This window comes from Niallia sp. FSL W8-1348 (genome assembly GCF_038006745.1).
GTDB classification, from domain to species: domain Bacteria; phylum Bacillota; class Bacilli; order Bacillales; family Cytobacillaceae; genus Niallia; species Niallia alba.
Genome location: NZ_JBBOVV010000002.1, coordinates 400124 through 412474, shown reverse-complemented (window position 1 = coordinate 412474; position 12351 = coordinate 400124). Strand labels below are relative to the sequence as shown.

Below are 12351 nucleotides of genomic sequence, written 5' to 3'. Positions count from 1 at the left end.
CCAATAGAATCGTTATACTATGTTAATGAGTAGGAATAGATATTTACAAATTTAGAAGTTTGATTTAGTTAGTCCGAAATAAGTTGATTTTTAGGTGCATCGTGGTTTGATTAAGAAGTCATAAAGGTAAATTTACGGAATTTCATACATAGTAAATGTAAGGACAAAGGCTGCTTTGTTTTAAAAATCAAACTTAAGGTAACAAAACGGATAGATATAGAGCCTTTAAGAATACGGTATTCTGACAGTCGTGTTTTTTGGCTATCACTTCTAAAATTAATGATTAGGAGGAAAAGCAAAATGACAAAGAAGTTAGAAGAGAAAGAGATTAAATTAATTGCACTGGATATGGATGGTACGTTATTAAACGAAAAAGGTGAAATTCCGGAGGAGAATAAAAAAGCAATTAAAGAGGCTCATGATCAAGGGGTGCATGTAGTATTAAGTACCGGTAGATCCATTGCGACCTGTAGAGATCATGCGAAAAGCCTTTTATTAAAAACCTTTTTAGTAACAGTGAACGGTAGTGAAATATGGGATATGAATGGGAATTTAATCGAAAGAAATCTTGTAGACGCTACCCATATTCAATGGATGTGGGAATTAGCACAGCAGCATAAAGCAAATATGTGGGCAGCTAGTTGTGATCAAGTATGGATAGATAAAATGCCTGAAGATGTAAGTAAATCAGAATGGCTTAAATTTGGCTTTCACATAGAAGATGATCAAGTCCGTGAACAAGTTTTAAACAGTTTAAACGAGAAAAACTGTTTTGAAATTAGTAATTCATCACCAGTTAACATTGAGGTAAATGCATTAGGTATAAATAAGGCAAGAGGGCTCAAAAAAGTATGTGAGCTATTACATATCACAATGGATCAAGTATTAGCAGCTGGGGACAGCCTAAATGATATTAGCATGATTAAAGAAGCTGGGATAGGGGTAGCAATGGGAAATGCTCAAGAAATTGTAAAACAAACAGCAGATGTTGTGACTTTAACGAATAATGAAAATGGTGTTGCATACGCGATTAGAAAATGGGCATTAAAAAAGGAAGTTGCCGAAGTAAAAAAATAATCCATTCTAATTGTCATACTGAAATATGTTTTTCTATTATTAATAAATTTCAAAAAACGATTGAAACGATTGAAAAAACTGCTTATAATTAGTAAAAAGAAAACGGAACGAAGCGAAAGGACTAGTATGTGAGTAGCTTTCATAAAAGAGAGTGGAGTTTATAAGCTGAAAGACTTCATGATGAAAGTACACAGAACCTACCTTTCAAGTCCTATTAAAGTAGGCGCATCTCTTGCGTTATCAGACAGAGTGGAATCAATATTTTTATTGATTCAATTAAGGTGGTACCACGGAAAGCCCTTTTTCGTCCTTTGTTTAGGATGGAAAAGGGCTTTTTTATTCCATTGAAGCAGGTTTAATAAAGTACGGAGGAAATAGAATGGAGAAGAAAAGAATTGTCGTAAAAATTGGCAGCAGCTCTTTAACGGATTCAAAAGGAGCTATCGATCAATCTAAACTAAGTGACCATATCGCAAGTATTGCAAATTTAAGAAATAAAGGCCATGAAGTCCTTTTAGTGTCTTCAGGAGCAGTGGCTGCTGGCTTTGCAAAGCTCGGTTATCCTTCAAGACCGGTGACATTGAAAGGGAAACAGGCTGCAGCAGCAGTTGGTCAAAGCTTATTGATTCAAAGCTATAATGAACAATTAAGTAAGTTTGGAATAGTTCCAGCACAAGTCCTCATTACGCGAAATGATTTTTCTAAGCGGGATCGGTACCGAAATGCTTATTCTACATTGACTGAATTGTTAGAAAGAAGCATATTGCCAATTATAAATGAAAATGACACAGTATCAGTAGAAGAGTTAACGTTTGGAGACAATGATATGTTATCAGCTCTTGTTAGTGGGCTTATCCATGCTGATCAGCTAATAATTCTAACAGATATTAATGGGTTATATGACAAGAATCCAAAAGAAGACTCCTCTGCGAAACGAATCAATTATTTGCCGGAAATTACGGAAGAATGGAAGACTGCTGCAAAAGGTTCTGGCTCTAAGGTTGGTACAGGTGGTATGAAATCAAAGCTGATTGCAGCGGAAACGGCTAATACTTTAGGAGTAAAGGTTTTTATTGGAAAAGGGGAAGGGGAAAATAAGTTAATCGATATAATGGAGGACAAAGGTGATGGAACTTATATTGGTTCTGCTGCTTTAACATCGATAAATAGTAATCGTCAATGGATTTCCCTCCATTCTACTGTAGAAGGAAGTCTATATGTCGATGAAGGGGCAGAAATAGCTCTAATGAATAATGGCAGTAGCTTGCTGCCAGCAGGTATTTATAAAGTGGAAGGTTTCTTTGAAAAAGGAAATGTTGTGGAAGTGTATGGAGTAAATGGCGTTATCGGAAAAGGGGAAGTACTTTATTCTTCTGAAGAACTAAAAGAAATTATTTTACAAAGGGCAGAAGAACAAAAAATAGAAAAACATCCAAAATTGGAAGTCATTCACCGTGATAAATGGGTGAAAATGTGAAATGGGAGAGATGAAAAATGGGCGAGGTTTATCAAAAAGGCAAATTAGCGAAGAAAGCAAGTTATCAATTACTAAATTACACAACCGATGAGAAGAATGAGGCATTACTACTAATCAGCAATCAATTAATAGAAGAGAAAGATTTAATTATAAAAGAGAATAAAAAAGATCTTCAAAGTGGGGCAGAAAATGGTTTATCGACTTCCATTTTAGATCGTATCATGCTTGACGAAAAGCGAATTGAGGATATGGCTTCAGCACTAAAGGAGTTGGTTAAGCTTAAGGACCCTGTTGGCGAAGTAGTAGAAGAAATGGAAAAAGAAAATGGACTGAAAATAAGGAAGAAAACTGTCCCAATTGGTGTGATGGGGATGATTTATGAGGCAAGACCTAATGTCACGATAGATGCAGCGAGCCTTGCGCTGAAAACAGGAAATAGTATTGTCTTAAGAGGTAGTTCATCTGCAAAACATTCTAATATGGCACTAGTTAACACGATTCATAGAGCGCTTGATAAATCTGTACTGCCAAGAGATGCTGTGCAGTTGATTGAAGATACGAGCAGAGAAACAGCGAAGGAACTCTTTCATTTAAAGGAATTTTTAGATGTGTTAATACCTCGTGGGGGAAAAGGATTAATTGACACGGTAGTAAAAGAAGCTACTGTTCCAGTCATTGAAACAGGTGCTGGAAATTGTCATTTATTTATTGATGAAACAGCAGATAGGGAAATGGCATTTAATATTAGTCTAAACGGAAAAACCCAGCGTCCGTCTGTTTGTAACGCTTTAGAGACTATTTTGATAGAAAAAAATTGGTTTGATCAATACGGATTGTCTCTCTTAGAGGCACTGCATAATAATGCTGTAGAGATTTATGGAGATAATACAGTGTGTTCCTCTTTTTCTTTTGCAAAAGAAGCAACAGTAGAAGATTGGTATACGGAATATTCCGCTTTAAAGATTAGTATAAAGGTAGTAGAGGATGTTATAGATGCAATCAGCCATATTAATACTTATGGCACAAAGCACTCGGAAGCAATTATTACCGAAAACAAAGAGAATGCCGAGCTATTTTTGTCAGGAGTAGATGCCGCCGCAGTCTATCATAATGCTAGTACGAGATTTACAGATGGATTTGAATTTGGCTATGGGGCAGAGATTGGCATAAGTACGCAAAAGCTTCATGCGAGAGGTCCAATGGGGCTAAATGCATTAACATCTGTTAAATACTTTATTTATGGAGATGGCCAAGTTAGAAAATAACTGCATTTTATCCCCCACTTAACGGATAGTAACCGTAAGCTTCTGAGAATACGAGGAAGATCAACTGTCCGTAAAGGTCCGATTGGTTCAACTAACCATCAGTGGGGGATGACGGAAAACCTCCACTGATGGAAGTTTCACTTTATCTTATAAAATGTTTGATGCAACAGGACATATCATACTTTATTAAGATTGGATGATGATAGTGCAGTATTTAAGTATTTTATTACCAATTTTCTTTATTTTTTCAGTTGGATTCATTGGACAAAAAATGCTTCATATTGATATAAAATCCGTTTCGGCTGTTTCTGTTTATTTGATGACACCATTGTTGTCATTTAGTGTATTTTATGAAACAACTTTTACAATGGACTATTTGTATATGACTCTTTATGCCTTAACTTTAGTATTAGCTATTGTTGCAATTGTTTCTATCATTGGTTATTTTAGGGGTTATTCGGTAAGAAAGACATGTGGAATGATCTTATCCTCTGCATTTATGAACAATGGCAATTATGGCACACCACTTGTTTTATTTGTTTTCGGTGAGCCAGGATTGCATTATGCTGTTATCCTGATGGTTATTCAGCAATTAATTATGGTAACGATAGGTGTCTACTATGCAGCAAAAGGCTCTGTGGAAGACGGGAATGGTAAAGACACATTAACGAAAGTACTTAAAGTACCAGTTATGTATGGGGCTATACTAGGTGCCTTTTTTCATTTCTTCCATATTCCTGTTGGAGAAACGATGCTTGAAGCGATTAAATTAGTTGGGAATGCAGCTATTCCGACAGTAATGCTTGTTTTGGGAATCCAGCTTGCTAATGTAAGTGTAAAAAATATTGCTTATCGGCCTTTATCCATTTCTTTGTTTTTAAAGTTGATTGTATCTCCAGTTATTGCATGGCTGTTGACATTTATTTTGCCAGTAGATGAGATGTTAAAGCAAATAATGGTCTTACTAGCTGGAATGCCAGCAGCAGCGAATACGACACTCTATGCTGTCCAATATGGAACAGAACCAGATTTTGTTTCCAGTGCCACCTTTTTTAGTACAATTGCAAGTTTAATAACTTTACCGGTTATTTTGTCCTTGATTTAATATATTTCTCCATAAAATCTTCATATTTTATAGATATGATTATGTTATAAATGGAGGGATGATAAAATGGGATTGTTACAATTACTTACGTTACTAATTTGTCCATTAATGATGCTATTTTGTATGAAAGGCATGTTTGGACACAACAAGCATCATCATTCACATACATCAAAAGATTTGGATGATAGAGTAAAAAGCCTTGAGTTGGAAAATGGAAAGTTGAGAAAAGAAATCGATACTCTTTCAACGATTGAGAGAAAAGAATCATAGAACAATAGAATGGAATTTATCCCAATTTTAACGGGCAGCTTATCCATCAGTGCGGGATAAGGGAGGTTGGGATATAATCATTCTAGCTAAAGATAAACCAAAACTATTATACGAACATGCTAAAAAAGGTTCGTATAATAGTTTTGGTTTTTTTCTTTGTTTTTAAAAGGGTGTTCCATGAAGTTTATTACCATTACCCGCAGCCGGAATACACTTCGTTTTCCGTGGGACTTGCGCTGACCCGCTTAGAGCAATGGAACGAACTAGTTCTTACATATGACTACATTTAAAAGCACAAATAACCAAACCAAGTATGCGAAAGCAACCATTATTTAATAGTTAATTAGGGATTATTCGTCTTTACAGAGTATCTATTTAGTTCATTATGTCCCAGTCCCTTTCCTATTTATAAAGAAATCTGCACGATAATTGCACATATATAAAGTACTCTAATTATGGACATAACCAAGTTAGGAAGGATGATAATCATGATTAGAAGGAAAATTATATTTAGTCTAGTATCTTTAGTAGCAATGTTTGCCTTAGCTGCATGTACTGGGAAAGATGATGCAGCTCCAAAAGGTGATTCAAGTTCTAATATGATGGAAGGTCATGAGGGAATGAATCATGCAGGTACAAGTGATGTTCCGGAAGGTCTAAAAGAAGCTCTGAATCCAACTTATCCAGTAGGTTCAAAAGCTATTATCCATGCAGATCATATGCCGGGAATGAACGAAGCTGAAGCTACCATTTCTGGTGCTTTCGATACTACTGTTTATACAATAACTTATACGCCTTTAAATGGGGGGGAGAAAGTAGAAAATCATAAATGGGTCATTCATGAGGAAATCGAGAATGCTACAAATGACAGCTATCAAGCAGGAGACGAAGTCATAATAAATGCTGAACATATGGAAGGGATGGATGATGTCACAGCAACTATTGATTCAGCAGAAGAAACAACTGTTTATATGGTAGATTATCAAGATACGGAGACAGGGGAGGATGTTACTTATCATAAATGGGTAACAGAAAGCGAATTGTCACAAGTAGAATAACTAATAATCCCCCTCTCTCAAAAATAATCAAAGAGGGAGGGGGATTATGATACTGTTAAAAATAGGTAGTGAAAGTACTAATGCATACAATATCAATCCTGATCTGTCCATTTATAGCCAACACCCCAAACAGTTTGTAAATAAGTATCTGCAGGAAATCCTGTTTTTCGCAGCTTGTCCCGTAGGTTGCGAATATGAGAATCAATGGTTCGGTCTTCTGTTGATACATCATATCCCCAAATGGTTGTAATTAAATGCTCTCTTGAAAACACCAAGTTTTGATTGGATAAAAATAAGGTTAATAAGGAAAATTCTTTTGGTGTAAGGACAATTTCCTGTCCATTAAAAGTTACTTGGAAGGAGTTTTTGTCTAATTTGAGACCTTTAAAGATAATTTTTTTTGAATCTGTTTTCAATCTACGTAAAACGGCATTTATTCTTGCAACCAATTCTTCTTCATCGAATGGTTTTGCGATATAATCATCAGCTCCATATTCTAGCCCTTTAACTATATCGGCTTTTTCGCTTCTTGCTGTCAACATAATGATAGGGGTATTCCAGTTCTTCCTTATTTCTCTACAAGTTTCCAAGCCATCCATCTCTGGCATCATAACATCTAATAGAATTAAGTCTATCTCATTGGATTCGATAAAGTTGATAGCGTCCATTCCTGAATTGCATTTGATGCATGTATAGCCTAATGGAGACAAGTATAAAGATAATAAATCTAGCATAATCGGTTCATCATCCACTAGTAATAAAGTTTTCATTGTTCATTCTCCTTAAAAATAATTTCAAATTCGGTACCTATCTGTTCCTGACTTTTTAAGGTAATTTCAGCTCCGTGCGCATGAACTAGCTCTTGAACAATGGAAAGTCCTAAACCAGTGCCACCAAGCGATCTTTTTCGTGATTTTTCCACGCGATAGAATCTGTTAAATATATAAGGAATATCTTTTTCAGGAACTCCCTTTCCGTTATCTCTGATTAAGAAATGAATCGTTTTCTTCTCTTTCCAAACCTTCAATTCTACTAAACCACCAGTTTTTGAATATTTTATGGCGTTATCTAATAAGTTCAGGAGAATTTGTTCGAGTCTAATCGGGTCGGCATGTAAATTTAAGCTGCTTGGATTGTGAACATTAAATATCATGTTTTTTTCATTAATAGCAGGTGTGAGCTTTCGTTCAAGTCTTTTTAGAAAAATACTTAAATCAATTTTCTCTTTTTTTATGACAAATGAATTTTTATCTATTTTAGCCAGCTCAAATAAGTCTTGAATTAATAGATTCAACCGATTTATTTCTGTCACAATAATCGCTAAGTATTTCTCCCGTTCGTCTGTAGGAGGATTCTGTTTTAGAAGGATATCTGCATATCCCTTTATATAGGTTAATGGTGTTCGAAGTTCATGAGAAATACTCGCTAAAAATTCATTACGCTCTCTTTTTAAATAGTTTAAATCAGTTGCTAGTGTTTCAATAGAAGTGGCTAATTCACCTAATTCATCTGCTGATTTCTGTGGTAGGGTGACAGCGAAATTTCCTTTGTTGATTTGAGAGGTTGCTTCTTTCATTTGAATTAAAGGCTTGGTAATACCACGCGATAAGAAAATGATAATAATAATGGTAATAAAAACAGAGATGAAGCCTATTAAAAGAAAATGTTTATTTAAACTTTGAATGAGATTATGTACCGACTCAGTATCCTGAAACATAAATACATAACCACTTGTCTGTCCATTAATCTTTATGGGACTCATTGTAGAAATAACCGGTTCTTGCCGCCAATTCCCTTCCGCGATTTTCCCTTTGTATGGAATATCACCAAATTCTTTTTTTATATATTTATCATATGAATGGTTAGTTATGGACGAACTAAGTATATTCTTTTTTTCATCTGTAATTACTACGTCCGTGTTTGATTCAGATTCCATCAAAATAACATGTTCGATTATTTCTTTGTTAAAATGCTTTTCTAATACAGTTCGATGTGAGTTTCCTCTTGATTGTAGAGCATTTAATTCCTCCTTTACTCTATTTTCCACAACTGCTTCATGTAATAGGAAGAGCATAAAGGTAATAAGTCCGAAAATAATGCAAAAAAATATGATTCCAATTTTTATTGAGAGTTTCTTCATCGTCTATCTCCTAATATTTCAGCTACTTTCTCAAGTATAAAGGATAAATTTCAAGATTTTATGGAGAAATATGAAATTTTTATAGAGGGTATTAATAGTTTGAAAGCAAAACAAGACTCACATTGCTTCTTAAAAGCAATGGAGTCTTGTTACACATAAAGAAAACTTCGGTCAGTGGGAAAATATCCAATAGAAAAAAACTTGCTTAATGAATGGCAGATTTAGAGAATTTCCCACCATGTGCTTCTTGTGTATCCATAATTGTAATAAATGCATTTGGGTCAATTTCTTGAACAATGCTTCGAAACTTTGCTACCTCTAATCGGGTAAACACTACATATAATACTTCTTTTTCCTGATCCAAATAGCCACCTTTTCCTTTAAGCTTTGTTACTCCTCTTCCTAGCCGGTCAGAAAGTGCTTGGGCAATTTCTTCATATTCATCCGAAATAACCATCGCAGCTTTTGTATCATCAAATCCTTGAATAACCGCATCAATTGCTTTACTTGCAATATAATAGGTAAGAATTGAAAACATTGCTTGTTCCCAACCTAAAACAAAACCAGCCCAAGAGAAAATGAAGACATTAATAAACATCACAAATTCTCCAACAGAAAAGGGGATTTTTTTAGTAAGCAGGATGCCTAATATTTCTGTACCGTCTAATGCACCTGAATTTCTAATGACAATGCCAACACCTGCACCTAGCAATAACCCTCCAAAAACTGTAGCAAGTAGCGGCTGGGTGGTAATTGGTTCAAAGTGTTCAAGCAAAAACTCAATGATTGCGAGCATAATGATTGAATAAAGGGAAGAAATACAGAAGTTTTTCCCAATATATTTATAGCCAGCAAATAAAAAAGGTAGGTTGATAATAAAGACAAGGATTCCGAAGTTTAAGCCATAACTATATTTAAGAATCAGTGAAATTCCAATAACTCCACCATCAATAATTGTATTTGGAGCTAAAAATAAATCAATTGCGATTGCTGCAAAACCTGCACCTATTGTTAGCATCAAATATCGAATGATTAAGTGGGCGGTACTTTCTTTTTTATGGGTTTTTACCATGAGTAGATCACCTTTCAACAAACTTTATTAAAAAAATTATCTCATTCTTAACGGACAGTTAGACTCCCCCTCAAGCTTAGGAGAATGCGAGGAAGATAGGTGGGAGATCAACTAACTGCCCGTTAAGATCCGATTGGTTCAACTAACCATCAGTGGGGGATGACGGAAAAAAAACACTGATGGAAGTTTCACTTTATCATTTTATATAGTATCAGAAAAAAAACGATAAAAAAAATTTAGAAGAACAAATAGTATTTAATATTGCATAATAACAATTCGAACGATACAATATTAACATAGTACATTTTAATTCTAGGTAGGTGAAATTATGTTTAACAGAGAGTTAGTAAAAGGTAGTACATCCTTAATACTTCTTCAGTTATTAGCAGAAAAGGAAATGTATGGATATGAACTAGTAAAAGAGATGGAGAAAAGAAGTGACTATTCCTTGCAAGTCAAAGAAGGGACATTATACCCAGCGCTACATAAATTAGAAAAACAAGAATATGTGAAATCTTTCTGGAAGGAATCAGAAAAGGGGCCAGCGAGAAAGTATTACCAAATTACAGTGGCTGGTGAGCAAATATTAGAGCAAAAAACAGCGGAATGGAAAAACTTTGTGCAAACGATTGATAAAGTCATTGGGAGAAAAGGCGTATGATTGCTTCAAAAGAATCCTACATGCAACAGCTGCGGGATTTACTAAAAGAGCATGAACAATCAGAAGAAATATGTAGGGAATATGAACTTCATCTAGCGGATATGTTAGAAGATATTGTTTTAGAAAAACAATATACAGAACAAGAAGCAATCACCATCGCAATAGAAAGATTAGGATTCCCAAAGGAAATTGCTGCATTGTATCAAGAAGAGCTAACGATGACTGCCAAAAAAACGCAATGGAACTTCTTTTTTGCAAATTTGTTTTTCTTTGTAGGAGGTATTGGGTTGACGGTAATTTATCATCACCTATCTAATCCAACAATCAGCAAATTATGGTTATTCCTAACAAGTATTCCGTTTTTTCTTATTATGCTTTATTTATTCTTTTGGCTTTTGCTTGGATATGAAGTGGGCAAGGAATTTGGACTTGGCGGAAAAAAACTATTAATGAAGACCTTTTGCATTTCGTTAGTTCCTAATCTTTTACTTATGTGTTCCGTTGTCTTTAAGATCATTCCGTCAACAATATTTGATCCATTATTAACACCAGAATTTATCCTTATCTGTATTTCTTTTACGATTATGTTATATCCAATATGTTTTCTCGCATTTCGCTATGGAACAACGAGATCGGTATAAGTTGTTCTTTTGCATCCTACCTAGTATTACTGTGCAATGAAATTCTATTTATTTTTTATTTGACTATATAGAATAACTATGTAAGGGGAGAATAAAATGAACAAGAAAAATTTTATTTATTTCATAGGTTGTTTTTTACTTGCAATTATTGCTGAAGTGACATTGTTTACAGAGACAATCGGTATTTCTCTTAGTATTTTTGTTGTTGTCTTTTATGTTTTTTATTTTTATCTAACGAGGAAACAAACACATACACATCGTCTAATAGGCATTTACATATTCGTATGCATATGGTTACTAACATTATCATTTGTTTTTATTGGTAATCCTTATTTTTATCCCTTAAATCTTTTAGTTGTTTTTATTTTAATTGGATTTCACACTGTGTTAATTACAAGTCCCGCTTTTCTTCATTGGAGTAATATAGACGCCTTTCTTTATATTCAAAAGAAAGTATCTTCCTTTTTTAAATTAGGAAAATATTTAACCTTTCTTGTTCGAAAATCGGTAAAAAGACGTGCCAATGAAAGGGATTATGTAGCAATGAAAAGAATATTATTAGGAATTGTTATTGTTATGCCAATTTTGATAATACTGATTTTCCTGCTCAGTATGTCAGATCAGCATTTTAGTACGATGGTCGAAACAATAATTACCTGGCTTGTTTCTTTTAAAGTAGATGAAATAAGTACGTTAATACGAATTGGTTTTATCTTTGTTTTTCTATTACTATTAATGAAAACAATTAGTAAGAAGTCGATTATCATCCCAAAAGAGAGAAAGGTTAAACAAGGAAGATGGGAACAAGCAACTTTATTAACAATTTTACTTTCTATTAATGGACTGTATATATTTTATACCGTCATACAATTTCAATATTTCTTCAATGATGTATTAATAAATGGTTTCACCTATGCAACCTATGCGAGAAGGGGGTTCTTTGAACTTATTATCGTAACAGTTATTAATATATCCATTATTTTATTAGTAAACAGATTTGCTAAAAACCGTACTCTTTTCTTAAAAATAGTTTTATCCTCTTTAATTGTTTTTAGCTTTATCATTCTTTTGTCTGCTCATTTACGATTGTCTTTATATGAACAGGCGTATGGCTATACGTATTTACGTTTGTTTTCTCATTCTTTCATTATCTTTTTAGCGGTATTTTTCTCGTTTACACTAATAAAAATTTGGGTGGAGAAACTTCAACTTATACGCTTTTTCTTATTGTTGTCCCTATTATATTATTGTGGACTAAATGTAATGGATATCGATCGATTAATCGTCAGCAAGAATTTGCAGCGCTTTGACGAAACAAATTTAATTGATTTTTCCTATATAGATGCATTATCATATTCAACCATTCCAGTTTTAGTGGATTATTACGAAAGCAATCCGGAAATGAAAAGTGTAAAACATTTATTGCTTGCTAAAAAGGAACTCCTTCAGCAGAAGAAACAAAAATGGCAGAGCTATAATATTGTGGAAGACCGTGCTAGAAAGTTGCTTGGAAAAATCGATTTTGATAAGAAAATTTCTGAAAATCAAAATGTAAAAAATAACAATTAGAGGAAGAATAATTATT

Annotated in this window: 12 protein-coding genes and 1 other annotated feature; of the genes, 9 read left to right on the top strand and 3 right to left on the bottom strand. The window is 34.0% G+C overall.

What is annotated here, in order from left to right; translation table 11 throughout:
- Positions 1 to 300 precede the first annotated feature (300 nt).
- The 6 genes from NST60_RS20425 (at position 301) to NST60_RS20400 (ending at position 6252) form a co-directional block, all read left to right on the top strand.
- On the top strand, positions 301 to 1077 hold the full coding sequence (locus NST60_RS20425; RefSeq protein WP_169188661.1) for a Cof-type HAD-IIB family hydrolase: 777 nt from the start codon (positions 301 to 303) through the stop codon (positions 1075 to 1077).
- Between the two features lie 108 nt (positions 1078 to 1185).
- Positions 1186 to 1392, top strand: a binding site (T-box leader).
- Positions 1393 to 1456: 64 nt separating this feature from the next.
- Positions 1457 to 2554: a glutamate 5-kinase gene (gene proB / locus NST60_RS20420; protein WP_169188660.1), complete on the top strand. Its 1098-nt coding sequence runs from the start codon at positions 1457 to 1459 to the stop codon at positions 2552 to 2554.
- A gap of 17 nt (positions 2555 to 2571) precedes the next feature.
- Positions 2572 to 3819 (top strand): glutamate-5-semialdehyde dehydrogenase, encoded by a 1248-nt coding sequence (locus tag NST60_RS20415; protein WP_169188659.1) that lies wholly within the window; start codon positions 2572 to 2574, stop codon positions 3817 to 3819.
- A gap of 205 nt (positions 3820 to 4024) precedes the next feature.
- The gene (locus NST60_RS20410) at positions 4025 to 4924 is read left to right on the top strand and encodes an AEC family transporter (protein WP_016203625.1); all 900 of its coding nucleotides are present in this window, start codon (positions 4025 to 4027) and stop codon (positions 4922 to 4924) included.
- A 66-nt stretch (positions 4925 to 4990) separates the two neighbouring features.
- Positions 4991 to 5194 carry a DUF2933 domain-containing protein gene (locus tag NST60_RS20405; RefSeq protein ID WP_016203626.1) on the top strand — a complete coding sequence of 68 codons (204 nt, stop codon included), beginning with the start codon at positions 4991 to 4993 and terminating at the stop codon, positions 5192 to 5194.
- Positions 5195 to 5682: 488 nt separating this feature from the next.
- Positions 5683 to 6252: a YdhK family protein gene (locus tag NST60_RS20400; protein ID WP_224427672.1), complete on the top strand. Its 570-nt coding sequence runs from the start codon at positions 5683 to 5685 to the stop codon at positions 6250 to 6252.
- Positions 6253 to 6344: 92 nt separating this feature from the next.
- On the opposite strand, the gene NST60_RS20395 is transcribed toward NST60_RS20400, so the two are convergent.
- The 3 genes from NST60_RS20395 to NST60_RS20385 all read right to left on the bottom strand — a co-directional run bounded on the left by NST60_RS20395 (position 6345) and on the right by NST60_RS20385 (position 9464).
- Positions 6345 to 7022 (bottom strand): response regulator transcription factor, encoded by a 678-nt coding sequence (locus NST60_RS20395; RefSeq protein ID WP_016203629.1) that lies wholly within the window; start codon positions 7020 to 7022, stop codon positions 6345 to 6347.
- Positions 7019 to 8392 carry a sensor histidine kinase gene (locus NST60_RS20390; protein ID WP_224428395.1) on the bottom strand — a complete coding sequence of 458 codons (1374 nt, stop codon included), beginning with the start codon at positions 8390 to 8392 and terminating at the stop codon, positions 7019 to 7021. Before NST60_RS20390 ends, NST60_RS20395 begins: the two co-directional genes overlap by 4 nt.
- 205 nt (positions 8393 to 8597) lie before the next feature.
- On the bottom strand, positions 8598 to 9464 hold the full coding sequence (locus tag NST60_RS20385) for a YitT family protein (RefSeq protein ID WP_016203632.1): 867 nt from the start codon (positions 9462 to 9464) through the stop codon (positions 8598 to 8600).
- A gap of 328 nt (positions 9465 to 9792) precedes the next feature.
- Between NST60_RS20385 and NST60_RS20380 the strand changes: the two genes are divergently transcribed.
- From NST60_RS20380 to NST60_RS20370, 3 genes are all read left to right on the top strand, one after another.
- A complete protein-coding gene (locus NST60_RS20380; protein ID WP_016203633.1) occupies positions 9793 to 10125 on the top strand; it encodes a PadR family transcriptional regulator in 333 nt (110 codons plus the stop codon).
- On the top strand, positions 10122 to 10766 hold the full coding sequence (locus NST60_RS20375; RefSeq protein ID WP_101731097.1) for a permease prefix domain 1-containing protein: 645 nt from the start codon (positions 10122 to 10124) through the stop codon (positions 10764 to 10766). The genes NST60_RS20380 and NST60_RS20375 overlap by 4 nt, the downstream gene beginning before the upstream one ends.
- A gap of 96 nt (positions 10767 to 10862) precedes the next feature.
- Positions 10863 to 12335 (top strand): DUF4153 domain-containing protein, encoded by a 1473-nt coding sequence (locus NST60_RS20370; RefSeq protein WP_169188656.1) that lies wholly within the window; start codon positions 10863 to 10865, stop codon positions 12333 to 12335.
- Positions 12336 to 12351: the final 16 nt, after the last annotated feature.